Origin of the sequence: Caenimonas sedimenti (assembly GCF_007833165.1) — a bacterium.
GTDB lineage: Bacteria > Pseudomonadota > Gammaproteobacteria > Burkholderiales > Burkholderiaceae_C > Ramlibacter > Ramlibacter sedimenti.
The window spans coordinates 1-23,969 of record NZ_VOBQ01000004.1 but is presented as its reverse complement, the minus strand read 5'-3'; the positions used below and the strand labels follow the sequence as shown (position 1 = coordinate 23,969).

General features: G+C 68.8%; 21 protein-coding genes. 8 read left to right on the top strand and 13 right to left on the bottom strand.

Annotated elements, in window-relative coordinates:
- Positions 1-7 precede the first annotated feature (7 nt).
- Positions 8-1,321, top strand: coding sequence for a TRAP transporter large permease (locus FN976_RS04730; RefSeq protein ID WP_145891525.1), 1,314 nt, complete (start codon positions 8-10; stop codon positions 1,319-1,321).
- Positions 1,322-1,328: 7 nt separating this feature from the next.
- On the opposite strand, the gene FN976_RS04725 is transcribed toward FN976_RS04730, so the two are convergent.
- Positions 1,329-2,192, bottom strand: coding sequence for an alpha/beta hydrolase family protein (locus FN976_RS04725; protein WP_145891523.1), 864 nt, complete (start codon positions 2,190-2,192; stop codon positions 1,329-1,331).
- Complete coding sequence (locus FN976_RS04720; protein WP_255440130.1) at positions 2,185-2,892, bottom strand: aspartate/glutamate racemase family protein; 708 nt, start codon at positions 2,890-2,892, stop codon at positions 2,185-2,187. Before FN976_RS04720 ends, FN976_RS04725 begins: the two co-directional genes overlap by 8 nt.
- 102 nt (positions 2,893-2,994) lie before the next feature.
- Here FN976_RS04720 and FN976_RS04715 point away from each other — a divergent pair, with 102 nt between their 5' ends.
- Genes FN976_RS04715 through FN976_RS04695 form a run of 5 tightly spaced genes read left to right on the top strand, consistent with a single transcriptional unit; the run spans position 2,995 to position 7,290 of the window.
- Positions 2,995-3,963: a TRAP transporter substrate-binding protein gene (locus FN976_RS04715; RefSeq protein WP_145891521.1), complete on the top strand. Its 969-nt coding sequence runs from the start codon at positions 2,995-2,997 to the stop codon at positions 3,961-3,963.
- Between the two features lie 49 nt (positions 3,964-4,012).
- Positions 4,013-4,384 carry a DUF4406 domain-containing protein gene (locus FN976_RS04710; protein WP_349291339.1) on the top strand — a complete coding sequence of 124 codons (372 nt, stop codon included), beginning with the start codon at positions 4,013-4,015 and terminating at the stop codon, positions 4,382-4,384.
- Positions 4,381-4,830, top strand: coding sequence for a DMP19 family protein (locus tag FN976_RS04705; protein WP_145891519.1), 450 nt, complete (start codon positions 4,381-4,383; stop codon positions 4,828-4,830). Before FN976_RS04710 ends, FN976_RS04705 begins: the two co-directional genes overlap by 4 nt.
- 9 nt (positions 4,831-4,839) lie before the next feature.
- A complete protein-coding gene (locus FN976_RS04700; protein ID WP_145891517.1) occupies positions 4,840-5,193 on the top strand; it encodes a hypothetical protein in 354 nt (117 codons plus the stop codon).
- 60 nt (positions 5,194-5,253) lie between these two features.
- Positions 5,254-7,290, top strand: a complete 2,037-nt coding sequence (locus FN976_RS04695) for a hypothetical protein (RefSeq protein ID WP_145891514.1) — start codon at positions 5,254-5,256, stop codon at positions 7,288-7,290.
- Positions 7,291-7,298: 8 nt separating this feature from the next.
- Here FN976_RS04695 and xylB read toward each other — a convergent pair whose 3' ends face one another.
- The 7 genes from xylB to xylA form a co-directional block, all read right to left on the bottom strand.
- Positions 7,299-8,768, bottom strand: coding sequence for a xylulokinase (gene xylB, locus FN976_RS04690; protein ID WP_145891512.1), 1,470 nt, complete (start codon positions 8,766-8,768; stop codon positions 7,299-7,301).
- Between the two features lie 3 nt (positions 8,769-8,771).
- Positions 8,772-9,926, bottom strand: coding sequence for a Gfo/Idh/MocA family protein (locus tag FN976_RS04685; RefSeq protein WP_145891509.1), 1,155 nt, complete (start codon positions 9,924-9,926; stop codon positions 8,772-8,774).
- On the bottom strand, positions 9,923-10,948 hold the full coding sequence (locus FN976_RS04680) for a sugar phosphate isomerase/epimerase family protein (protein WP_145891507.1): 1,026 nt from the start codon (positions 10,946-10,948) through the stop codon (positions 9,923-9,925). The genes FN976_RS04685 and FN976_RS04680 overlap by 4 nt, the downstream gene beginning before the upstream one ends.
- 67 nt (positions 10,949-11,015) lie before the next feature.
- The gene (locus FN976_RS04675) at positions 11,016-11,978 is read right to left on the bottom strand and encodes an ABC transporter substrate-binding protein (RefSeq protein WP_145891505.1); all 963 of its coding nucleotides are present in this window, start codon (positions 11,976-11,978) and stop codon (positions 11,016-11,018) included.
- Positions 11,979-12,033: 55 nt separating this feature from the next.
- Positions 12,034-13,050 carry an ABC transporter permease gene (locus FN976_RS04670; protein WP_145891503.1) on the bottom strand — a complete coding sequence of 339 codons (1,017 nt, stop codon included), beginning with the start codon at positions 13,048-13,050 and terminating at the stop codon, positions 12,034-12,036.
- Entirely contained in the window at positions 13,031-14,518 is a 1,488-nt protein-coding gene (locus FN976_RS04665) for a sugar ABC transporter ATP-binding protein (RefSeq protein ID WP_145891501.1), read from the bottom strand. The genes FN976_RS04670 and FN976_RS04665 overlap by 20 nt, the downstream gene beginning before the upstream one ends.
- Before the next feature lie 24 nt (positions 14,519-14,542).
- Positions 14,543-15,868, bottom strand: coding sequence for a xylose isomerase (gene xylA / locus FN976_RS04660; protein ID WP_145891499.1), 1,326 nt, complete (start codon positions 15,866-15,868; stop codon positions 14,543-14,545).
- Positions 15,869-16,022: 154 nt separating this feature from the next.
- On the opposite strand from xylA, the gene FN976_RS04655 reads away from it, so the two are divergent.
- Positions 16,023-17,240, top strand: a complete 1,218-nt coding sequence (locus FN976_RS04655) for a XylR family transcriptional regulator (protein ID WP_145891497.1) — start codon at positions 16,023-16,025, stop codon at positions 17,238-17,240.
- A gap of 107 nt (positions 17,241-17,347) precedes the next feature.
- Positions 17,348-18,829, top strand: a complete 1,482-nt coding sequence (locus FN976_RS04650; RefSeq protein WP_145891495.1) for a cytochrome P450 — start codon at positions 17,348-17,350, stop codon at positions 18,827-18,829.
- A gap of 88 nt (positions 18,830-18,917) precedes the next feature.
- On the opposite strand, the gene FN976_RS04645 is transcribed toward FN976_RS04650, so the two are convergent.
- From FN976_RS04645 to FN976_RS04630, 4 genes are read right to left on the bottom strand one after another with little or no spacing between them, the layout of a single operon-like run.
- Positions 18,918-19,988 (bottom strand): XdhC family protein, encoded by a 1,071-nt coding sequence (locus tag FN976_RS04645; protein ID WP_145891493.1) that lies wholly within the window; start codon positions 19,986-19,988, stop codon positions 18,918-18,920.
- 9 nt (positions 19,989-19,997) lie between these two features.
- A complete protein-coding gene (locus FN976_RS04640) occupies positions 19,998-22,106 on the bottom strand; it encodes a TonB-dependent receptor family protein (protein WP_255440128.1) in 2,109 nt (702 codons plus the stop codon).
- Positions 22,107-22,121: 15 nt separating this feature from the next.
- Positions 22,122-22,718, bottom strand: coding sequence for an SRPBCC family protein (locus FN976_RS04635; protein ID WP_145891489.1), 597 nt, complete (start codon positions 22,716-22,718; stop codon positions 22,122-22,124).
- Between the two features lie 25 nt (positions 22,719-22,743).
- Positions 22,744-23,925 carry a vWA domain-containing protein gene (locus tag FN976_RS04630; protein WP_145891487.1) on the bottom strand — a complete coding sequence of 394 codons (1,182 nt, stop codon included), beginning with the start codon at positions 23,923-23,925 and terminating at the stop codon, positions 22,744-22,746.
- Positions 23,926-23,969 lie beyond the last annotated feature (44 nt).

Below are 23,969 nucleotides of genomic sequence, written 5' to 3'. Positions count from 1 at the left end.
CGCCGCCATGACCACCCTGGCCATCGGCCTCTTCCTGCTCGTGATCATGCTCGTGCTGCTGGCGGGCGGCGTCTGGATCGCCATGACGCTGGCCATCTGCGGCTGGATCGGCCAGGCCTTCTTCGTCAGCACGCAGCCGGGCAAGAACCTGTTCTCCGCGTTCTGGGAAAGCAGCGCGTCCTGGGAACTGGCCGCCCTGCCCCTCTTCATCTGGATGGGTGAGATCCTTTTCCGCACCAAGCTCAGCGAGGAGATGTTCGAAGGCCTGCGGCCCTGGCTGAACCGGATTCCCGGGCGCCTGATGCACACCACGGTGCTGGGTTGCGGCATCTTCGGCTCGGTCTCCGGCTCGTCCTCGGCCACCTGCGCCACGATCTCCAAGGTGGCCCTGCCGGAACTGCGCAAGCGCGGCTACGACGAGCAACTGGCCCTCGGCTCGCTCGCCACCGCCGGGACGCTCGGCCTGCTGATCCCGCCCTCCATCACGATGGTCGTCTATGCGGTGGCGGCCGACGCCTCGATCATCCGCATCTTCCTGGCCGGATTCATTCCGGGCGCCCTGTTGATGGCGCTCTTCATGGGCTACATCGCCTGGTGGTCCATCCGTCACCCGGACAAGGTGCCCGCGGCCGATCCGCCGTCGACCTTCGCCGAGAAGCTGCGCAAGAGCGGCAGCCTGATCCCCTGCGGCCTGCTCATCGTATTCATCGTGTGGGTGCTGGTGGCTGGCTGGGCGACGGCCACGGAGTGCGCGGCGTACGGCGTGGCCGGCTCGCTCGCCATCGCGGGCTACGGCCGCTCGCTCACGTGGAAGAATTTCTGGGACGGCCTGATGGGCGCCACCCGCACCAGCTGCATGATCATGTTCATCCTGGCGGGCGCGGCCTTCCTGACCAAGACCATGGCCTTCACCGGCGTGCCGCGCGAACTAGCCGAGTGGGTCAATGCCATGCAGCTCTCGCCCTACGCCCTGATCGCCTGCCTGGTGGTCGTCTACCTCGTGCTGGGCACCGCCCTGGACGGCATCAGCATGATCGTCCTGACGGCGGCGGTCGTGCTGCCGATGATCCAGAAGGCCGGGTTCGACCTCATCTGGTTCGGTATCTTCATCGTGCTGCTGGTCGAGATCGCGGAGGTGACACCGCCCGTGGGCTTCAACCTGTTCGTGCTGCAGAACATGACCGGCAAGGACAGCAACACCATCGCCCGCGCGGCGATCCCGTTCTTCGGCTGCCTGGTGCTGTGCATCGCCCTGGTGACCGTCTTCCCGCAGATCGTGACTTTCCTGCCCGACCTGGTGATGGGCGCGGAGAAGAAGTAGCGACTGCTCAGGCGTGGGCGGCAGCCCGCGCCAACTGCGCCGTGATGTCGCCAGCGATCCGCCGCGCGCCGGCGTCGTAGTCGCCGTCCACAGCCAGCAGGTGGTCCATGCCCGCGATCACGCACAGTTCCGCCTCCGGATGCGCGGCTTGCAGCAGGCGTGCCTGGTCGGCGGGCACCTGGGTGTCGGCGGCGCCGTGCAGCAGCATGATGGGCACGGCCAGGTTCGCCAGCACCTCCGCCGGCGAATGACGGAACCACGACATCAGGTAGGGCTGCACGGTCGGGCGGAACAGCACGGCCAGCGTATCCGGGACGTCGGTGGCAGGTGTCTGCCGTTCGAGTGCGTCGAGGGCGCGCACAGCCGGCGACGCCAGGTCGGCCGGCAGGGTCTGGACGATCTGCCGGCGCATCAGATCCGAAGCGCGCTCGCCGGCCCCCGAAGCGCAGACCAGCAACTCCGGTGGCGTGGCATTCGCAGCGAGCGCGGCCACCAGCGCGCCCTCGCTGTGGCCGAACAGGACGAGGTCCGAAAAGCGCTCGTCGGCGCGCAGCAGCCGGGCCAGTGCCACGGCATCGTCGACCAGGTCATCGAAGCGCAAGGCGCTTTCGGACAGCCCGGCGATCACGCTCCGTCCCACGCCACGCTTGTCGTAGCGCAGGCTCGCGAGGCCGCGTGCGGACAGTGCACCGGCCAGCCGCCGGAAACTGCTGCACGGCTCGGGAAGCAGCGGATTGTTGCCATCCCGGTCCGTCGCGCCCGAGCCCCCGATCACAAGCACGACGGGCCACGGACCAAGCCCTTCCGGCGTGGCAAGCGTACCGGACAGGCGGCCGCCTGCGATGGGGTGATCGAGCGTGGTTTCAACCATGGGCCAACCAATCTACCAGCTCACGCGCGTCCAGCAGGCTGCGCGGATGCCACCCCGTAGCGTCGGACACCGCCCCGGCGTATGGGGGCAGGTTCGTGCACTCCAGCACGACGGTGCGCAGTCCGGGGGCGCGCGCCTGAAGCATCCCCGCGGCGGCCACGACTTCGGCCTGCGCCTGGGCCAGGTCCATGCGCGCGCGGTTGCCGAGGATGGCGCCGGTGAATTCGCCATCGGCCTTCATTCCTTGCACGATCACGTCCGCCAGCCGCGCCGGCGGAACACCCGCCGCCAGCAGGAACTCCTGGCCCAGATGCTCCGCACTGATCGTCAGAACGCCCACCTGCGGTTCAGCTTGCAGCAACGCGGGCAATTGCAGCAGGCTGGAACTGACCAGGGGCACCGACACCGCCGCCTGCAGCTGCGCCTGCATGAGCACCAGGAAGCCGCAACTGGTGGTGATCGCTCGCGCGCCCTCCTGTTCCAGCTGGCGGGCGGCATCGATGAAGCGCTGTTGCAGGCCCGAGGCGAGCAGGCTCTCCGCCGATCGCACCACTTCGCGCGGGAAAGCCCCCTGCACGACCAGCTGCCGCACGGGTACGCCGAAGGCCTGGGGATGGCCGACGTCGCCGGGTGGACGGGGAAAACGCGTGTCCAGCATCAGCACCCCCAGGAAGCCCGGCGGCCGCGCTTGGGGTAACACCGCATCTGCTGGCCCGGGAATTGCAGCTAAGCTGATGACACTGGTTGAGCTGGACAGATCGTTCTTCTCCACTTCCCCATTCTCTCTTTCCCCGGAGTTCGCATGAAACTGAAGTTCGCATTGGCCGCGGTGGCCTTCACCGCGCTGGCCGGCCCGCTGGCCGCCCAGACCAAGTGGGACCTGCCCGCCGCCTACCCGGCCGGCAACTTCCACACCGAGAACCTGGTGCAGTTCGCCAACGACGTCGACAAGGCCAGTGGCGGCAAGCTCAAGATCCAGGTGCACGCCAACGCGTCGCTCTTCAAGGCGCCCGAGATCAAGCGCGCCGTGCAAGGCGGCCAGGCCCAGATCGGCGAGATCCTGCTGGTGAACTTCCAGAACGAATGGCAGGTCTTCGGCGCCGACGGCCTGCCCTTCCTGGCCGACAGCTACGACTCGGCCATGAAGCTCTGGCAGGTGCAGAAGCCGCTTCTCGACAAGAAGCTCGGTGAGCAGGGAATGATGGCGCTCTATGCGGTGGCTTGGCCGCCGCAGGGCATCTACAGCAAGCGGCCGATCGCCTCCGCCGCTGACATGAAGGGCCTCAAGTGGCGCGCTTACAGCCCCGCCACGGCGCGCATCGCCGAACTGGTCGGCGCGGTGCCGGTCACCGTGCAGGCTGCCGAACTGTCGCAGGCGCTGGCCACCGGCGTGGTCGACTCGTACATGTCCTCCGGCTCGACCGGCGTGGACAGCAAGACCTACGAGCACATCAAGAACTGGTACGACACGCAGGCCTGGCTGCCCAAGAACGCCGTGATCGTGAACAAGGCCGCGTACGACGCGCTGGACGCGCCGACCAAGCAGGCGGTGCTGAAAGCCGCGGCGGACGCCGAGGTCCGCGGCTGGGCCGCGAGCCGCCGCGTCAACGGCGAATCGCTGGAGAAGCTCAAGGCCGGCGGCATGACCATCCATGCGCCCACCCCCGCGCTCAAGGCCGACATGAAGAAGATCGGCGACACGATGATCAAGGAATGGCTGGAGAAGGCCGGCCCAGAAGGTCAGCAGCTGGTGGACGCGTTCCGCAAGTGATGCGCGCCGGGCGGCTCCGCGGCGGCTGCGGAACCGTCCGGCGAACAGCATGGTCATGACCGCGCAAATGATCCTGGTGGCCGGGCCCTACCGCTCCGGCACAAACGACGACCCAGTGCTGATTGCCAGCAACGTAGCGGCGATGACCGAGGCCTCGCTTCGCCTCTTCCGGATGGGCCACCTGCCGGTCATGGGCGAGTGGTTCGCGCTCCCGCTCATCGAACACGGGGGATCCAAGGCCATCGGCGATCCGGTGTTCACCGAGATCTTCCACCCCATCTCACGGCGGCTGGTCGCCAGGTGCGACGGCTGCCTGCGCATCGGCGGCCCATCCGCGGGCGCGGATGAAATGGTGGCCCTGGCCGAACAGCATGGCAAGCCGGTGTACCGCTCGCTCGAGGAAATCCCGGCCGCGACATGAATGAATGGCTGCTGGGCGCGCCGTACGACCATGCGGTGGCCTGCCTGGCCCGGGCCGGCGGCGATCTTGAAGCCTTGCCCGTGGAAGTCCAGACCCTGCTGGTCGTGGAATCCGCCCAGACGATGATCGAGACGGGCGGCCTGGCGTACTTCTACGAGACCGATTTCCCCAACAACCCGCCCTACGCCCTTTACGTGGACGCCTACCGGCGCATCGGCGCCGAGGCGGCCGCTGCCGACCTGGAAGCATCGCTGAACATGTTCCCCTTCGCCGAGCCGCACCTGTTCGAGCCCCTGCGCCAGCTCTGGCTGGAGAAGCTCGCGGCAGACCCCGAAGGCGCCTTCAATCGTCTGGGCACGCGGATCGCCGGTGACGAAACCGTCTGGGTGAAGCTGCAAGAGTACGTGGAACGCAACGCTGATGCCTTCCGGGCCGTTTCGCGATAGCCTTGCGGCATGCGCCTGCACTCGCCCAGCCTGTCCGAACGCGTCATCTGCGCGCTGGTCGCCGCCGTTTTCGGCGCGGTCCTCGGCGCCGTGGTCGCGTGGCTGCTCGGTGTCTTTTCCGCGACGCTGGGCACCGCGTTCATGGACGTGTCGTTCTCGAAGTGCATCGCCGCCGGCGCCATGGCCTTCGCCTTGCTGGGCGCCATCCTCGGCACCTCGATGGGCACCTTCGTCGGCCACGCCATTTCCGCGATTTTCCATTTCGAGCGCCTCGAATCGAGCACCGGTCCCTGGTGGGCGTTCGCCATCCTGCTCGTGGTCGCGGGGATGCTCACGATCATGCTGCACCAGGCGGGTCCATGATGGGCAATCCCGTTGGCGTTCGTGCGCCGGACTGAAGCAAGACATGCAGGGAACGCAGATTTGAACGACGAAGCCGCTCGCGCGTCCGGCGACGATCCCGTGCCCACGGTTCCTGCCGGCCTGGAGCGGGCAGGCGACGTGTTCCTCCCCGAACCGCCGTCCAGGAAGCCCTGGCTGGTCCTGACCGCCATCGCAGTGGGGACGGCCGCGGCGGGAACGATCCTCTGGTCGGTCCTGCAGTCCCAGCGGCACGCAGTGGAAATCGAACAGCTGCGCGCAAGAAGTGAACGCGAGCGCGCCAGCCAGGAAACCCGGCAACGGGCCGAGGTGGAGGCCCGCAGCCAGGGCGAGAGCGCGCTCGCCATGCTGGGCAGCGCCTTGTACGCACCGGCGGCCGCGGCGCTGGCCCGGCTGGGCCCGGCGGCCCAGTCGCTCGACGGCGGCGTCTATGCGCAGGCCGCGCGGTTCCTGGTGCCTCGGCTGGTCACTTTCGACGAGGCTGCGAAGTCCTTGCTGCCCGGCGACGCCGCACGCTGGCGCGACAGCAACCTGGTGCGCGGGCTCGACGGCGCGCTGCAGGAGGTGCCGGGCCGCCCCATCGCCGCGCACCTGTTCTCCCCGGCAGGCTCGGAGCTGCTGATCGTCGATGCCGACCAGCAGGCCTGGGTCTACCGGTGGCCTTCGCTGGCCACGGCGGGGCCGCACGCGCTCGGCGCCGTCTGCGTCGACAGCCTCGACATCCTGCCGGACGGGAGGTTTGCCGTGGACACGGGCGCGCTGCGCAGCACCGGAGACGCGGAACCCTCCGCGCCCCCGCCCGCCGGATCCGCCGTGCGCATCGTCCTCGGGCTGGATGGCCGCCCCAGCGCTCCGGTGGCGCGGGAGACGAGCGCCGTCTCTCGCTGCGCGGCGAGTTCGGGCAAGCGCGGCCAGGAGACCGCGGTTCGCGCGGCGCCGCTGCGCCGCCTGCAGTTCCCCCGCCTGCGCGACGAAGCCGCCTTCTGGCGCCCTTCACCGCGCCGCGACGCGCCCACGGAGCTGCCCGCCGTCCTGCCGCTGGACATCCGGCCCCGCGCGCCTTATGGCGAACTCGATCCCGCGGCCTTGCCCGGCACGGCCGAAGAACGAACGGCGATCCAGCGGCATCTTGGCGACGAAGCGCTCACGACAGGGCTCGTGCGGGCCGAAGGCCGGTCCATCGCGCTGAGCCTGCACATCACGTCCACCCAGGCCACAGCGCTCAACCTCTGCGAGTTCGAGCCGGCATCGCGCAAACTCACCGCGTGCGGCATGGTCGCCATGCCGGCAGGCGCCGTCCCGCTCTTCTCACCCGACCACCGGCGGGCGCTGCTGACCACGGACACGCGGGACGACCCGTTCCGCCTGTTCAACATCGTCCGGCTGGGCGAGCGCTGCAAGGTGGCGCAGCCACCGGGCGAGCGCGTCGACACCGCCGCTTTCAACACCGCGGGCGACCGGCTGGCCGTGGTGACCATGAGCCACGAGTTGTGGTCGTATGAAGTGACGGCGGCGTGCGAAGTCCGCCTCGTGCTGCGCCAGGCGCTCCCCGCGCTGCGGGAAGGCACGCGCAGCTCACTCGCCTGGATCGACCCCGCCACGGTCATCTGGGTCGCGGGCCAGGGCGAAGTCTTCGCGCTCGATGCGCGCAGCGGCTTGCTGCGCTGGTCCCAGCATTCGCTCTGGCCCCTGGCGGGGCGCGGCGTCCAGGTGCGGGCGTCGGCCGACGGCAAACTGGTCGTGTTGTTCGATCATCGCCACGTGCAACTCGCGTCGGCCGCCAATGGCGTCGCGCTATCCGGCCTGCTGGAGGTGCGGACGCTGAAGTCCGCCGAGCAGAAGGCTGGCGGCGACATCTGCGACGCGGAGCTCGCCAACACGGGAGAAATCCGGCTGCGGGTGCAGGCCGGAACCTGTTCCGAGACGGCGGCGCAAGGTGAGGCGCGGACCGACTGGCGGCGGCTCGCGCCCGACGATCCGCAACTGGGTTTGGACACGAAGCCGGGCCTGTGGCGGCGCACGGCGATCTCGGAGGGCGACGGCCGCGCGGCCGTGCCGTTGCAGGAACTGCTGCGCTAACACGCCTATCAGGGCGTGAAGAAAGGCGCGACGGCTTGGTAGAGGCCTGCGAAGCGTGCCGCGCGCTCCTGCATGCGCGCTCGGCCGGCGGGCCGGGGTTCGAACGCGTCCGTCGTCTCCGGCGCCCGGAAGATGCGGGCTTCTTCGCCCGGAGCGGCGCCCAGCCACGCGAGCCGCGCGGCGCCCAGCGAGGGGCCAACCTCGGCGTCCGCATGGCGAACCACCGGCAAGCCGATGGCATCGGCCAGCATCTGGGCCCAGTAGGCATTGCGCGAGCCGCCGCCGATGAGGCTCACGCGGGCCAGGCCGGGTTGGACCGCCTGGAGCGCGGCGATCCCCTGCGCCATGCCGAGGCACACGCCCTCGAGTGTGGCGTTCACGAGATCCTCCCGCTGCGTGCCGGCGTGCATGCCGAAGAACACGGCTTTGGCATGCGGATTGTTGTGCGGTGTGCGTTCACCGTTGAGGTACGGCAGGAACTGCGGCGTGTCCTCGCGCAAACCCCGCTGTTCGGCCCCCGCCAGCAGCGCGCCCACGTCGCGCTCGCCGAGCAGCCCCGCGGTGAACTCCAGGCAAGACGCCGCCGACAGCATCACGGACATCAGGTGCCAGGATTGCGGCAGCGCGTGGCAGAAGCTGTGCACCGCCTGCTGCGGATTCGCGACGAACGAGCCGGTGGCCACGAACACGACTCCGGATGTCCCCAGCGACAGCATCGCATCGCCCGGCTTCACCACACCGGCGCCGAGCGCGCCCGCGGCGTTGTCGCTGGCCCCCGCGACCACCGGTACTTGCCGCAGGCCCCAGTGCTGCGCGATCTCGCGCGACAGGACACCGGTGGCTTCCGGACCTTCGTGCAACCTGGGCATGTGCCCGGTGGAGAGGCCGCATGCCGCCAGCAGCTCGGCGCTCCACTCGCGCCTTCCCACGTCCACCCACAGCGTGCCGGAGGCGTCGGACAGGTCGGTCGCATAGTCACGGGTCAGGCGCCAGCGCAGCCAGTCCTTGGGCAACAGCACACGCCGGACCCGGTCGAACAACCGGGGCTCGTGCCGGGCCACCCACAGCAGCTTGGGTGCCGTGAAGCCGGGCATCATCAGGTTGCCGGTGATCTGACGCGAGCGCGGCACCGCCCGCTCCAGTTCCCCGCACTCCGCGGCGGCCCGGCCGTCGTTCCAGAGGATGGCCGGCCGCAGGACCTCATCGTGCGCGTCCAGCAGGGTTGCGCCGTGCATCTGGCCGGTCAGGCCGACAGCCTCGATCCCGCCGGCGGTGCGGCCGCAGTTCCGCAATTGGTCCAGTGCGGCGCCGACGGCGGCATCGCACGCGCGCCACCACTCGGCGGGTTGCTGTTCGCGCCACAAAGGCTGGGGTGCGTCCACCGCCAGCGGCGCGGAGCCGCTGGCCACCAGCCGGTGACCACGGTCCAGCACCACCGCCTTGACCCCCGAGGTGCCGAGATCGATGCCCAGGAACATCGTTCAGTCCTCGAAGGACGTCCACTTGGCCGTGCTGGCCGCGGACTGCACCACCTTCTCGATGAACCGCACCCCGCGCGCACCGTCTTCGAGGCGCGGATAGTCGGCGTCCAGCGGATCCGCCGCGCGGCCGGCCTGGATCGCCCGGATGTGCGCGGCCACGCCGAGATAGACATTGGCGAAGGCCTCGATGAAGGCCTCCGGATGCCCTGTCGGCAAGCGCGTCGCGCGGCGCGCCGCCTCCCCGAGCCAGGGCGAACCGCGCGTCAGCACACGCAGCGGCCCGTCGATGGGGGCGTGCAGCAGGCGATTGGGTTCCTCCTGGTGCCATTCCAGCGTGCCCGTGGTGCCGAACACGCGCAGGCGCAAGTCGTTCTCGCAGCCCACTTCGATCTGGGACGCGATCAGGACGCCCTTCGCGCCGTTCGTGAACCGCAGCAGCACGTTGCCGTCGTCGTCGAGGCGCCGTCCCGGCACGAAGATGGTGAGGTCGGCGCAGATGCTCTCGAGCTCGAGGCCCGTCACGGTCGTCGCCAGGTTTTCCGCGTGCGAGCCGATGTCGCCGATGGCACCGGCCAGGCCGCTGCGCGCGGGGTCGGTCCGCCAATCGGCCTGCTTCTGCCCGCTCGCCTCCAGGTGCGTGGCGAGCCACCCCTGGTTGTATTCGACGATGACCTTGCGCACCGCGCCGATCGCGCCGCGCGAGACCATGTCGCGCGCCTCGCGCACCATGGGATAGCCCGTGTAGTTGTAGGTCACGCCGAACACGGAGCCGCTGCGCTGGACGACCCGCATGAGCTCTGCGGCCTCTTCGCTGGAGTGGACGAGCGGCTTGTCGCAAACCACGTGGATGCCTGCCTCGGCGAACGCGCGAGCGACGGGAAAATGCATGTGGTTGGGTGTGACGATGGAGACGAAGTCGATGCGCTCGTCATCGTTGCCGCGCAGTTCGTCGGCCAGCAGGTCCTGCCACCGGCCATGGCTGCGGTCCTCCCGCAAACCGAGCTCGCGCCCGGACGCGCGCGCGCGCTCCGGGTCGGAGGAGAGCGCGCCCGCCACGAGTTCGATTTGCCCGTCCAGCGCCATGGCCTTGCGGTGCACGGCGCCAATGAACGCACCCTGCCCGCCACCCACCATGGCATAGCGCAGCTTTTTCATGAACCGGCCATCCCGCCTTGCTTCGCCTTGTCGAACACCGCGTCGAACGCGCCCGCGGCCGGCTTGAAGTCCAGCCGCTTGCTGTAGGCCGCGCTTTCGGTGGCGCCGTGCACGCGGTCCATGCGGCTGTCTTCCCACTCCACGCTCAAGGGCCCGTCGTAGCCGATGTCGTTGAGCGCGACGATGATGGACTCGAAGTCGATCTGCCCGCGGCCCACGCTGCGAAAGTCCCAGTGGCGGCGCGCATCGCCAAAACTGGTGTGGCCGCCGAAGACTCCCACCGTGCCGTCGCCCCGGCCCCACCACACATCCTTCATGTGCACGTGGTAGATGCGGTCGCTGAAGGTGCGGATGAACTTCACGTAGTCCACGCCCTGGTAGCCCAGGTGGCTGGGATCGAAGTTGAATCCGAAGCGCTTGTGGCCGCCCACGGCCGCGATGGCGCGCTGGGTCGAGGCGATGTCGAACGCGATCTCGGTCGGGTGCACTTCCAGCCCGAAGTTCACGCCCACCTGGTCGAACACGTCGAGGATGGGCGTCCACCGCTGGGCGAAATCAGCGAAGCCCTTGTCCCAGTATTCCTGGGAGGTGGGCGGGAATGCGTACAGCGAATGCCAGATGGAGGAGCCGGTGAAGCCGGTGACCACCTTCACGCCCAGCTTGGCGGCGGCCCGCGCGGTGTCCTGCATCTCCCGCGCGGCGCGCTGCCGCACCCTTTCCGGATCGCCATCGCCCCACACCTGCGGTGACAGGATGGCCTGGTGGCGCTCGTCGATGAGGTCGCAGACGGCCTGGCCCACCAGGTGGTTGCCGATGGCGAAGCAGCGCAGGCCGTGCTGCTCCAGCAGGTCGCGCTTGTCCTGCAGGTAGCGGTCGCTGGCCAGCGCCTCCTGCACATTGAAATGGTCGCCCCAGCACGCCAGTTCCAGGCCGTCATAGCCCATGCTGCGTGCCAGGGGTGCGAGCTCCTTGAGCGGCAGGTCCGCCCATTGCCCCGTGAATAGCGTGACTGGTCTTGCCATGATGTTTTGGTCAGTTGGGGACAGAGCAAAAATTGCTGCGCAATTTCTTGGTCTGTCCCACAAGGTTTCAGAAAGGCGAATCGGGGAAGTAGTACTGCTTGGCGTTTTCCTTGGTCACCAGCACCGAAGGAATGATGGTGGACGCGGGCAGCTTCTCACCCTTCACCCGTGCCGCGGCAGTGAGCTTCATCGCGTCGGCAATCATGGCCGGTGAATAGGTGACATCGGCGGTGACGGTCTTGTCGCCGTCCATGACTTTCTTGATGTAGTCCTTGGACCCGGCGCCGCCCAGCACGAGCTTGATGTCGGTGCGCTTGGCCTGCTCGATCGCCTTCTGCACGCCCACCGCCATGTCGTCATCGGAAGCCCAGACGGCGTCGATCTGCTTGAAGCGGGTCAGGTAGTCCTGCATGACCTTGAACGCATCGTCACGGTTCCAGTTGCCGTGCTTGGCATCCAGGACCTTGATGCCGGGGTGGCTCTTCATGACCGCGTTGAACGCGTCCACGCGCTGGTTGTCGATCACCGTCGGGATGCCGCGCAGCACGACGACGTTGCCCTTGCCGCCCATGGCCTTCGCCATGTACTCGGCCGCCACCTTGCCGAAGCCGGGGTTGTCGCCGGCCACATAGGCATCCTGGGCGTTTGTGTCGGTCAGCCCGCGGTCCACGACCGTGACGTAGACGCCCTTGCCCTTGACCTGCGCGACCGGTTGCGTGAGCGGCGCCGATTCGAAGGGCAGGATCACCAGGGTGTCGATCTTGCTGGCCGTGTGCAGGTCCTGCACCTGGTTCGCCTGCTCCGAGGCCGACCCGGCCGTCTTGACGGTGACCTTCAGCCCGGGATACTGCTTCTCCAGCTCCGCCTTGGTGCGGTTGGCCCAGTACACGACGCCGCCGGTCCAGCCGTGCGTGGCCGCGGGGATCGAGACGCCGATGTGGGGCTTGTTCTGCGCGAAGGCGGTGGGTGCGGCACCCAACGCCGCGAGGGCGGTGGCGAGGACAGCCACCAGACGGATCGATGATTTCATGCTTTGTCTCCTTACGTTGTGAAAAACGGCAGCCTTGCCACCTGCTGGGAACCGGTTACTTGCGGCCGCGCTGGAAGAACGCGACGGCGATGATCACGAAGCCTTGCACCGCCGCGTTCAGGTACACGCTGATGATGCTGGTCAGGTTGAGGATGTTGCTGATGACCGAGAGCAGGACGGCGCCGATGACGGTGCCGGTGATGCCGCCGGCGCCGCCACGCAGCGCGGTGCCGCCGATGATCACGGCGGCGATGGCCTCCAGCTCCCAGAGCAGCCCGGTGGACGGCGAAGCCGAGCCCAGGCGCGGGATGTACAGCACGGTGGCGATGCCCACGCAAGTGCCCAGCAACATGTACGTGAGCACCTTGACGCGGTCCACGTCGACGGCGGCGTAGCGCGCCACCTGCTCGTTGGAGCCGATGGCCTGGACATAGCGGCCGAAGGCGGTGCGGTTCAGGATCAGGCTGCCCAGCAAGGCGACCCCGATGAAGACCCACACGGGCACCGGCACGCCGATCCAGCTGCCGTAGTAGACCGGGCTGTAGACATCGACCAGCGAGCCGCCAAGCGTGATGGCGCCACCATTGGAGAAATAGGTGAGGTAGGCGCGGAAGATCCCCAGCGTGCCGAGCGTCACGATGAAGGGCTCGATCCGCCCCTTGCTGATGAGAAGCCCGTGGCCGAGCCCGAAGAGAGCGCCCAGTGCGATGGCGAAGACCATGCCGGCCACCACGGCCGCCATCGGGCTCCAGCCGGCGCCGGCCGCGGCGTTCATCAGCAGGATCGTGGTGCCCGCGATCAGTGCGGCCATGGATCCCACCGAGAGGTCGATGCCGCCGGAGATGATGACGAAGCACATCCCCACCGCGATGATCCCGATGAAGGCCGTGCGGGTGAGCACGTTCATCGCGTTGTCGAGGGTCGCGAAGTTCTCATTGAGGAAGGCGCCCACGATGCAGACCAGCGCCAGGCCCGCGAGCGGCCCGGCCCCCGCGAAGGAGGGCCACTTGCGCAGCACCGGCCGGGCGGCAGCCACTTCGACGGCGGCGGGATCAGTGCGTTCCAGTTGCATGGGCGATCAACAGTTCTTCGGACAGCTGGTCCTGCGGAAGTTCGGCAACGAGGCGGCCTTGCCGCATCACCAACACGCGATGGCAAAGGCCGATCAGTTCGAGCAGCTCGGAGGACACGACAATGACCGCGCGGCCTTCGCTGGCCAGCCGCTGGATCAGGAAATAGATGTCGCGCTTGGCCCCCACATCGACGCCGCGCGTCGGCTCGTCCAGCACGACGACCTTGGGGTCCGGCTGCAGCACCCGTGCGAGCGCCAGCTTCTGCTGGTTGCCGCCGGACAGGGCGGAAGCGGGCACATCGGCATCTTGCGTGCGGATGCCGAAGGCCGTGGTCGCGGCCGCCAGGGCCGCCTGTTCGCGCCGCGGTTCCAACAGCGGCCGCGCGTACCGCTCCAGTGCCATCAGCGTGAGGTTCTGCGCCAGGCCCATGCGCAGGTGCAGGCCGCGCGTCTTGCGGTCCTCGCTGAGGTAGGTGAGACCGAGCCGCGCCGCGGAACGCGGGTTGCGGCGCGTCCACGCCTGGCCCGCCACTCGCGCCGACTTCGCGCTGGAGGGTCGCAAGCCGAGCAGGCCCTCGAACAACTCGGTCCGTCCCGCCCCAACCAGCCCCGCGAAACCCAGGATCTCGCCGGCGCGCACCTGGAAGCTCGCGTCGTGGCACCAACCGGGAACGGCCAGGCCCTCCACGTCCAGCAGGACGGGCGCGTCGGCCGCCACGGCATGCCGCGGCGGGAAGAGATCGGCCAGTTCGCGCCCCACCATCAAGCTGGCCATCTGCTGGCGCGTCACGCTGCCCGTCGGCCGGCGGGCCACGAGGCGCCCGTCGCGCAGGACGACCACTTCATCGGTGATGCGTTCGACCTCGTCCAGCTTGTGGGAGATATAGAGGATGGTCGAGCCCGCCGCCTTCAACTGCGCGATGAGGGCGAAGAGGCGCTCCGTCTCCGAGGGCGTGAGCGTCGCCGTCGGTTCGTCCATCACCAGGACGCGGGCGCGCCGGCTGAGCGCGCGTGCGATCTCCACCAGCTGCTTCTCCGCCACGATGAGGTCGCCGACGCGGCGCGTAGGGCTGCAGTCGAGCCCGACCTGGCGCAGCGCGGCGCCAGCCTCGGCGGCCATCCGTTCGTCGTCCAGCAACCCGAAGCGCTTGCGCTCGTGCCCGAGGAAGATGTTCTGCGCGATGCTCAGGTCGTCCGCCAGGTTGAACTCCTGGTGGATCATCACGACACCGGCGGTTTCTGCCTCGCGCGGCCCCTTGAAACGCACGGCCTGCCCGTCCAGTTCCACCACGCCTTCGCTGGCCGCTTCATAGCCGGCCAGGATTTTCATCAGCGTCGATTTGCCGGCCCCGTTCTCGCCGAGCACCCCGATCACCCGGCCCGGCGCGAGCTCGAAACTGACGCCATGCAGGACCTGCACGGGGCCGAACCGCTTGCTCACGTCCTTGAAACCGACCGTCAGGCTCACGGAAATACTCCTGCGTCCGGTGCTTCAGGCCACGCCCGCGAAGATCGCGGCATTGACCCGGTTTTCCAGCCACTCCTGGCGGCCGCTGACCGGCTTCGGCTGGAGGTCGTGGACGAACGCGTGTTCGGCCAGTTCGCTCAGGCTCATGCCGCCTTCGATGATGCGTTGCCCCAGCTCGCCATCCCAGTTCGCGTAGCGCTGCCGGCGGAATTGCTCGAGCTCGCGCGATTCGACCAGCCGGGCGGCGCTCTTCAGTGCCAGTGCCAATGCGTCGATGGCGCCCACGTGCCCGTGCAGGATGTCGACGGCGTCCATGCTCTGCCGCCGCACTTTCGCGTCGAAGTTGAACCCGCCGCTGCCGATGCCGCCGGCGCGCAGGATTTCGTAGAGCGCCAGCGTGAGGTCTTCGACGCTGTTGGGGAACTGGTCGGTGTCCCAGCCGTTTTGCGGGTCGCCGCGGTTGGCGTCGATGCTGCCGAAGATCCCGAGCGAGGCAGCTGTGGCGATCTCGTGCTGGAAGCTGTGGCCCGCCAGCGTGGCGTGGTTGGCCTCGATGTTCAGCTTGATCTCCTTCTCCAGGCCGAACTCCTTCAGGAAGCCGTAGACCGTGGCGCTGTCGAAGTCGTACTGATGTTTGGTGGGCTCCAGCGGCTTGGGCTCGATGAGCAGCTGCCCCTTGAAGCCGATCTTGTGCTTGTGGTTCACCACCATCTGCATGAAGCGCCCCAGTTGGCGGCGCTCGCGCGGCAAGTCGGTGTTCAGCAGGGTGTCGTAGCCTTCGCGGCCGCCCCACATGACGTAGTTGGCGCCACCCAGCTGCTGCGTCGCGTTCAGCGCGCTGAAGACCTGCGTCGCTGCGTACGCGAAAACTTCCGGGTCCGGATTGCTGGCCGCGCCGGCCGCGTAGCGCGGATGGCCGAACAGGTTGGCCGTGCCCCAGAGCAGCGAGATCCCGGTCTCCTTCTGCTTCTGCGCGAGCACGTCCACCATCGCGGACAGGTTGCTCCGGTACTCGGCCAGGTTCGCACCCTCGGGCGCCACGTCGGTGTCATGGAAGGTGTAGAACGGGACGCCCAGCCGGGCAATCAGTCCGAAGGCCGCATCCGCCTTCCTGCGCGCCAGCGTCAATTCATCTCCGCCGGCGTGCCAGGGCCGGCCGAAGGTTCCCTGGCCGAAGACGTCGCTGCCGGGCCACACGAAAGTGTGCCAGTAGCAGACCGCCAGCCGCAGGTGCTCCGCCATCGTCTTGCCCAGCACGAGCGCGCCGGCGTCGTAGTGGCGGTACGCCAAGGGCGCCGTGGCCTGGGGGCCTTCGTAGCGCACGGGTGCGATGGATTCGAGAAAACTCATGGGTTTGTCTGTGGCTACTTCCGATGGCGCGATCCTAGGACCGCGCTTCCGCGCCCGCGATTGCGAAATTTGCGAGCGCGGCTTGCGAAATTGCTTTCTGCAGCGCAGCAATCCGGTGGATATGCCAAGATCAGAGTGATCGACAAGCCGGACCATGGAAGCACCCTCCCGCCAGACTGGCCCCACCGTGTTGCGCGTGGCTTTGCTCTTTCATGCGAGCAAGGTGTATGACCGCGAAATCATCACGGGCATCGGCGACTACGTGAACCAGACCCGGGTCGCCTGGGATCTTTTCCTCGAGGAGGATTTCCGCTTCCGGCTCGATGGCATCCACGACTGGGAGGGCGACGGCATCATCGCGGACTACGACGATCCGACCGTGGCGCGTGCGCTTGCCGGCGTGCGCGTGCCGGTCATCGCCGTCGGGGGTTCCTACGAAGACCCCGCGTGCTACCCCGCCGACGTGCCATATGTCGCCACCGACAACCGCGAACTCGTCGAGCGGGCGATGACCCACCTGGTGGAGTCGGGGCTTACGCGCTTTGCCTGCTACAGCCTGCCGGAGTCACCGCTGAACCGTTGGGCCCAGGAGCGTGAGAAGGCCTTCACCGCCTGGCTGGCCCGCGACGGCCTGACCGGCGACATCCACCGGGGCCTGGCGACCAGCGCGCCCACCTGGGGCAGCGCAACGCGGAAACTGCTTTCGTGGCTGCACAGCCTGCCCAAACCCATCGGCATCGTCGCCGTCACGGATGCGCGCGCGCGCCAGGTGCTGCAGGCCTGCATCGTCGGCGGCTTCGCGGTGCCCGACGAGGTCGCCATCATCGGGATCGACAACGACACGCTGGGCCAGCACCTGACCAGGATCCAGCTCAGCTCGGTGAGCCAGGGCACGCACGACATGGGCTATCGCGCGGCGCACCTCCTGCACCAGGCCCTCGGTGGATCGCCCGTGGGCGACATCCGGGTGGTCGTGCCGCCGGCCAGCGTGCATGCGCGCGCGTCCACCGCGCGCGACGTCGAACACAGCGCGCCCGTGATGCGCGCGCTGCACTACATCCGCCAGTACGCCTGCCAGGGCATCAAGACGGACCAGGTGGCGCAGACGGTCGGCTTGTCGCGCTCATCGCTGGAGATGTACTTCCGGCGGGAGCTGAAGCGTTCGGTCCACGACGAGATCCTGCAGCACAAGCTGCAGCGTTGCTTCCAGTTGCTGGGGAAGACGCAGATGGGCATCGCCGACATCGCGCTGGCGAGCGGTTTCCGCTCCGTCCAGTATCTGAACACGGTGTTCAGGCGAGAACTGGGTGCGACGCCGGCGTCATGGCGTGAGAGCCGCCGCCCGGGCGGCGGCTCGGCCGCGTCCCCATAGCCCCCCGACGCGCACGCCTCGGACCGGGCCACCGCGCGCATCTTCGCGCCGCACCGCCTGTCGCGTATCCTTGGCCTGTGCGCCGCCAGGCGCCTGCAGGAGTGTCCATGTCCAGCGTCATCCCGCGTGTAGCAGACACCCCACCTGCGGCCCCGGCGCCGCTACGCCGGGTGGCTGATCTGCCGGCGCCGCCCGGCTGGCCGGTGCTGGGCAACCTGCCACAGTTGCGGCCGGCCGGGATGCACTTGCAGCTGGCCGCATGGGCCCGGCAGTACGGCCGCATCTTCCGCTTGCGGATGGGTCCCCAGAATGTGCTGGTGGTGGCCGACCACGAAGCCGTTGCCACGGTGTTGCGCGATCGGCCGGATGGATTCCGCCGGACCGAACGGCAACAGCTGATCGGGATGGAGATGGGCCTGAAGGCGGGGCTGTTCGGCTCCAATGGCGACGAGTGGCGGCGCCAGCGCCGGATGGTGATGGCCGCCTTCGACCCTGGCCATGTGAAAGCCTATTACCCCTCGCTGGTCAAGTGCGGCGAGCGGCTGGCCGGCCGCTGGGCGAAAGCTGCGGGCAGCGGCAGGGCCATCGACTTGCAAGCCGACCTGATGCGCTTCACGGTGGACGCCATCGCCGGCCTGGCCTTCGGCACCGACGTCAACACCCTCGAGTCCGACGAGAACATCATCCAGCGCCACCTGGACAAGATCTTCCCCAAGCTGTTCACCCGCATGGTGAGCGCCGTGCCGTACTGGCGCTGGTTCGAACTGCCGTCCGACAAGGCCCTGGCCCGCGCGCTGGCGGCGGTCGACCAGGCGATCGATGGCTTCATCGCAGATGCCCGCATCCGGCTGGCCGACCCCGCGCGCCGCGCAGCGCCACAGAACCTGCTGGAGGCCATGCTCGTGGCCGCCGACGAACCCGGCAGCGGCATCACCGATTCCCAGGTGGCCGGCAATGTCATGACCATGTTGCTGGCCGGCGAGGACACCACCGCCAACACCCTGGCCTGGGCCATCTGGTTGCTGCACGGGCACCCCGCTGCGTTGGCGCGCGCGCAGACCGAGGCCCGCCGTGTCATGGCCGGGGGCGGCCCGGTCACCCTGGACCACCTGGCGCAGCTGGACTACGTCGAAGCCTGCATGCACGAGACCATGCGCCTGCGGCCGGTGGCGCCCCTGATGGGGCTGCAGGCACTGAAGGAAGCCGTGGTGGGCGACGTGGCCGTGCCCACCGGCACCGTGGTGATGGTGTTGATGCGCCACGACAGCATCGACGACCAGCATGTGCCCGAGGCCGCGCTGTTCAAGCCCGAGCGCTGGCTGGGCGAGGACGGCTTGTCGCCAGCCGCCCCCCGGCGTGTCTCCATGCCTTTCGGCGCCGGTCCCCGCATGTGTCCGGGTCGCTACCTGGCATTGCAGGAAATGAAGATGGTGATGCTGACGCTCCTGGTGAACTTCGACATCGCTTCGGTCGGCACCGAACACGGCGGCGAGCCGGCCGAACGCCTGATGTTCGCGATGGCACCGGTGGGATTGCGGATGACGTTGCGCAAGAGTGTGGCGGCACACGCCGCCGGTGCGGCCGTTTGAGCGCGCCGGCCGGTGGCGGCCGTTTGACCGCGCCGGCCGGTGGCTGCCGCGCGAACGCGCTGGAAGCCGCGCTGTGTGCGCCGCCGCTTCAGCTGCGCGCCACGCTGCAGACGATCCCGGCTTCCGCCTGATTGGGCAGGATTGACTGCGCGTTCTTCGCCTGCGCCACTTCCATGTCGCGCGGCAGGGTGACGCCGTTCTTCGCGGCGAGGATCTCCGCCATCACGCTCACCGCGATCTCCGGCGGCGTCTTGCTGCCGATGTAGACGCCGATGGGCCCGCGCAGGCGCTGGAGGTCGGCGGCGGTCATGCCGAAGTGCTCGATCATCCGCTGATGCCGCGCCTCGTTGTTGCGGCGGCTGCCGATGGCGCCGACGTAAAAGGCGTCCGTCTTCAGCGCTTCCAGCAAGGCCAGATCGTCGAGCTTGGGATCGTGCGTGAGCGCCACCACGCAGCTGCGGCGGTCCGGCTTGAACGCAAGCACCAGGTCGTCGGGCATGTCGCTCACCAGCTTCGCGCCGGCGACGCTCCAGGCACCGCGGTACTCCTCGCGCGGGTCGCAGACGGTGACGGCGAAGCCGCTGAAGAGCGCCATGGTGGCGAGATATTCGGTGAGTTGACCGGCGCCGATCAGGAGCATGCGGTACTCGGGGCCGAAGATGTTGACCAGCAGGTTGTCGCGCAGGCTCAGCTCCTCGGGCGCCTGGGCTTCGCTCAGCGAGACCTGGCCGTCGTCCAGCCGCACGCTGCGCCGCATCAGGCGGCCCGCCTCCAAGGCGCGGACCAGCGCCGCGAGGGTGTCGGGATCAGGGTCGTATTCGAGCAGCAGCTCCAGCGTGCCACCGCAGGGCAGGCCAAAGCGATGCGCTTCGTCGGCCGTCACGCCGTACTTGACGAACGATGGCGGGCCGGACGGAATCTGGTGGCCGGGTTCGCCCTTGCCGGCATAGGCCTGCGTGTGCCGGTAGACCAGGTCGTCTTCGATGCAGCCGCCGGAGACCGAGCCCACCACCGAACCGTCTTCGGCCAAGGCCATGATCGAGCCGATGGGCCGCGGCGACGAGCCCCAGGTGCGCACCACCGTCGCCAGCATGGCGCGCTTGCCGGCCTGCCGCCAGTCACGCAGTGCACGCAGGACGGTCACGTCGAGGTTTTCCATTTGCTTCCTTCAGAAGGCGTAGCTGGCGTTCACGCCCGCCAGCCAGGTGCGGCCCGGCGCCGGCTCGAAGAACCGGCGGTTGCCTTCATTCACGATCACCGAGCCTACCGTCTTGCGCCCCGCCACGTTGTCGACGCGCAGGAATTCCCGCACCGTCCAACGGCCCACTTGCTGTGCCAGCCCGAGGCGCACGCTGAACAGGTTGGCGCGCGGCGCGCTGTCGGTGTTGCGGTCGTCGGTCGCGATCTCGCCCTGGTGCCGCCATTCGAGGGCGGTCTCGAGCCCCCAGGGTCGGTGCCGCCACGCCAGCTCCGCGAACACATTGGTGCGAGGAATGCCGGGGATGCGGTTGCCGGCCGCGACCAGCGCATTGGGCGTGGTGCACGGCGCGCTGGTGCACGTGAGGAAGTCCGACGCGTAGATCGCGTCCAGCCAGGTCGCCGCGAGATGGAAAGACCAGCCTTCGCCCCAGCGCCCATCCAGCGCCGCCTCGAATCCACGGCGCCGCGTGCTGCCCGCATTCTGGAACGTGCTGCGCCCGCCCGCGTTGCTGAGCACGACGATCTCGTCGCTGGTGCGCGCCTGGAACAGCGCCGCGTTGACGCGCCAGCGCGGCAAAGGCTCGGCCTTCACGCCCAGTTCCCATTGGCGGCTGGTAGCGCTGCGCAGGTCAAAGTTCAGGCCTGGCTGGCCGCTGGCACGATAGGCCAGCTCGTTGAACGTCGGCGTCTCGAAACCGCGGCCTGCCGCCGCGTAAAGGTTGACGGTGTCGCTCAGGTGCCAGACCGCGCCCAGCACCGGCGTGGTGGCATTGAAACTGGTCTTGCCACTGTCGTCCCCGTTACCGGTGGCGATGTAGTTGTCGCGCGAATCGAAGCGCACCTTCGAATGGCGCAGGCCGGCCGTCAGGCTGAAGCGCTCGCCGTTCCAGACGCCTTGCAGGTACTGGTCGAAGCTGCGGACCTGGTTGTCTTCGTCGCGCCGCTTCGCGCCCATCACGCCGAGCGTGCTGCCGCTGAAGTTCTGGAAGCCCTGGCGCCGTTCCACCAGCTCGTCGGCGTAGAGGCCGGCCGTGACGGTCCAGGCACCGCCCGCCACATTGCCCTTGCGCAGCCATTGTGCGTCGATGCCCCGGTAGTCGCGGTCCAGCACGATCACGCCACCTGGGTGGGTGGCCGGCGTCTGCGTCCCGACGGGAATGGCCTGGAACTGCTCGGTGCCGCGCGCGCCGCGCCAGGCGGTGAGCTTGAGCGACTGCGCGGCGTCCAACCGATGTTCGATGATCGCGCCCAGCTGCATCTGGTCCACCGACTTGCGGGTGTTGAACTGCAGCGCGGCGGGGCTCGCCTGGCGCGGGTTGGCTTCGTATTCGGCGCGGGTGAGGCCCAGTGGATCCTGCACGTCCGGCATGTCCATCGCGTTCAGCACCAGCGTGACCTTGGTATCGGCGCTGGCCTGCAGGCGGAACTTGCCGTTGAATCCGGTGCGTTCGGCCGCGCTGTGCTCGCGCCAGCCATCGGTGGAGAAACGCAGGGCGCTGATGTTGTAGTTCCACGCGCCCTGCTCGCCGCTCAGGCGCAGGGTGTGGCGGCGCACACTGTCGCTGCCGAAGGCGGTGCCGGCTTCCACCGCATGGCCGGGCGCACCGTCGGCGGTGAAAAGGCTGATCACGCCGCCGGAGGAATTGCCGTACAGCGACGAGAAGGGGCCGCGCAACACTTCGAGGCGCCCGGCCGACGCCAGGTCGAAATGCGAGACCTGTCCCTGCCCGTCCGGCGCGGTGGCGGGGATGCCGTCCACGTAGAGGCGCAGCCCGCGCACGCCGAAGGTCGCGCGTGCACCGTAGCCACGCACCGAAACCTGGATGTCCTGCGCGTAGTTCTGGCGATTCAGCGCCACCACGCCCGGCACCCGCACCAGAGACTCCGAGAGGTTGATGCCCAACTGGCCATGGCGAAGCGTGGCGCCGTCGATGACATCGACGGAGGCCGGGGTGTCGAACGCAGGCTGCGCCACGCCCTGGCCGGGCGTGACCACGATGGGACGCAGGCTGGTCTCGCCCTGCGCGCGTGCGGCTTGCGGCAGCAGTGCCAGCGCCAGCAACGCGAAGCGTGTCACGCCCCGTTTCATGCTTCAGCGCCCGAACAGCAGGTAACCCACGATGACGGCAATGCCCAGGCCCACCCATACCCAAATCGGCGTGCCCGTGCCCGGCGCCGCGGATGCAGCGGCTGGCTGCGCCGGCAGCTCGGCAGCAGCTGCAGCTGCAGCGGCTTGCGGGTGCTGCCGTTGCATCTCGTTGTCGAAGCGCTTGAAGAAGTCCTCCGCCATCGACCTGGCGACGCCATCCACCAGCCGTTGGCCCACCTGCGCGATCTTGCCGCCCACCTGCGCGGTGGCGCTGTAGGTCAGCTCGCATCCGCCGCCTTCGACCGGCGGTGCCAGCGCCACCTTGGCGCTGCCCTTGCCGAAGCCGGCCGCGCCGCCCTGCCCCTCGAAGTTCAGCGTGTAGCTGTTCGGCGGCAGCACGTCGGCCAAGGCGATCTTGCCGTTGAAGCGGGCCGAGACGGGACCGATGCGCACCGCCATGACCATGGTGTAGTGGTTCTCGCCCGTCGCCTCGACCTTCTCGCAGCCGGGGATGCAGGTCTTCAGCACCTCGGGGTCGTTGAGTGCGTCCCAGGCCTGCTGCTGCGAGACCGCGAGCCGGCGGCTGCCTTGCATTTCCATGATCGATTTCTTCCGTTGTTTTGTTTCAGCGGCGCATGACCGCGGCCAGGCTGGCCGCGAGGTCTTCCAGCTTGCTGAGGTTGTGCACCGCAAGCATGCCATGGGCGTAGCGGTTGAGCACGGCCGCGCCCCGCGCCAGCGGCGAGTAGCCGTCGAAGCGCAGCAGCGGGTTGAGCCACAGCAGGCGGCGCGTGCGGTGCGTGAGCCAATCGAGTTCACGCGCCAGTTGTTCCGTGTCGCCCGTGTCCAGCCCGTCGGTGATCAGCAGGACCAGCGTGCGCCGGCCGACCAGCCGGCGCGCATGGCGCTCGCGCAGCGTGGCCAGGGATTCGCCCAGGCGCGTGCCGCCAGCAAAGTCGTCGATGGCTGCGCCGGCGGCGGCAAGCATGGCGTCGCTGTCCGCGATGCGGAAAACCGGCGTGAGGTCGGTCAGGTGCGTGCCGAACGCGAAGACGTCCCGCCGGCGGTGATGCCGGGTCGCCGCGTGCAGGAAGGCGAGCAGCAGCCGCGCATAGCGTTCCATGGAGCCGGACACGTCCACCAGCACCAGCAACGGCAGCGCTTGTTGCCCGTGGTGCAGGCGCGGCAGCTCCATCAGCTCGCCACCGGTGCGGCTGGCGTGGCGCAGGCTGCGGGACCAATCGAGCCGCGCGCCGCGCGCTCCAGGGCGCGGCCGTCGCGTCTGCATCTGCGGCACGGCCAGCACGATGTCGCGCGCCAGGCGCTCCACCAGGCGATATTCGCTGGCGCTCATCGCGTTGAAGTCCGCGTGTTTCAGGCGCTCGGCGTCGCTGGATGTCATCGCGGCGTCGAACTCGATTTCCTTTTCCTTGGGCTTCTGCGGGCCCGTGCCGAAAGCCTTCTGCGGCGCCAACGCTTCGTTCACGCGTGGCCGGCGCTTGGAGGGGGCCGCCTGCCCTTCGGCGGTCGGCAACATCTGCGCGAGCAGCTTGTGCGCGATCTCGGGGTCACGGAAGTAGGCGTCGTAGAGCTCGCGGAACACGAAGCGGTCCTGCTCGCGGCTGACCAGCACGGCCTCCATCGCGGCCCCCAGGTCTTCGCGGCCGGCCACGCCGACCAGCAGCGCCGCCTCCTGCGCCAGCGCGATGCGGGCGCTGTCGACGCGCAGGCCGGCGCGCCGCAAGGCCCGGCCGAAACCGGCGATGTTGTCGGCGAACTTGCCGGTGCGGGCGTCACCGAGTTGCATGCTGGTCTATTGCTCCTCCCCCCTTTGGGGGGAGGTTGGGAGGG

Coding starts and splice junctions, on each gene's coding strand:
- FN976_RS04635 (WP_145891489.1), bottom strand. CDS start 22,718: ATGGAAATGCAAGGCAGCCGCCGGCTCGCGGTCTCGCAGCAGCAGGCC.
- FN976_RS04730 (WP_145891525.1), top strand. CDS start 8: ATGACCACCCTGGCCATCGGCCTCTTCCTGCTCGTGATCATGCTCGTG.
- xylA (WP_145891499.1), bottom strand. CDS start 15,868: ATGAGTTTTCTCGAATCCATCGCACCCGTGCGCTACGAAGGCCCCCAG.
- xylB (WP_145891512.1), bottom strand. CDS start 8,768: ATGTTCCTGGGCATCGATCTCGGCACCTCGGGGGTCAAGGCGGTGGTG.
- FN976_RS04670 (WP_145891503.1), bottom strand. CDS start 13,050: ATGCAACTGGAACGCACTGATCCCGCCGCCGTCGAAGTGGCTGCCGCC.
- FN976_RS04705 (WP_145891519.1), top strand. CDS start 4,381: ATGAATGAATGGCTGCTGGGCGCGCCGTACGACCATGCGGTGGCCTGC.
- FN976_RS04700 (WP_145891517.1), top strand. CDS start 4,840: ATGCGCCTGCACTCGCCCAGCCTGTCCGAACGCGTCATCTGCGCGCTG.
- FN976_RS04725 (WP_145891523.1), bottom strand. CDS start 2,192: ATGGTTGAAACCACGCTCGATCACCCCATCGCAGGCGGCCGCCTGTCC.
- FN976_RS04680 (WP_145891507.1), bottom strand. CDS start 10,948: ATGGCAAGACCAGTCACGCTATTCACGGGGCAATGGGCGGACCTGCCG.
- FN976_RS04645 (WP_145891493.1), bottom strand. CDS start 19,988: ATGGAAAACCTCGACGTGACCGTCCTGCGTGCACTGCGTGACTGGCGG.
- FN976_RS04675 (WP_145891505.1), bottom strand. CDS start 11,978: ATGAAATCATCGATCCGTCTGGTGGCTGTCCTCGCCACCGCCCTCGCG.
- FN976_RS04630 (WP_145891487.1), bottom strand. CDS start 23,925: ATGCAACTCGGTGACGCCCGCACCGGCAAGTTCGCCGACAACATCGCC.
- FN976_RS04685 (WP_145891509.1), bottom strand. CDS start 9,926: ATGAAAAAGCTGCGCTATGCCATGGTGGGTGGCGGGCAGGGTGCGTTC.
- FN976_RS04655 (WP_145891497.1), top strand. CDS start 16,023: ATGGAAGCACCCTCCCGCCAGACTGGCCCCACCGTGTTGCGCGTGGCT.
- FN976_RS04715 (WP_145891521.1), top strand. CDS start 2,995: ATGAAACTGAAGTTCGCATTGGCCGCGGTGGCCTTCACCGCGCTGGCC.
- FN976_RS04710 (WP_349291339.1), top strand. CDS start 4,013: ATGGTCATGACCGCGCAAATGATCCTGGTGGCCGGGCCCTACCGCTCC.
- FN976_RS04650 (WP_145891495.1), top strand. CDS start 17,348: ATGTCCAGCGTCATCCCGCGTGTAGCAGACACCCCACCTGCGGCCCCG.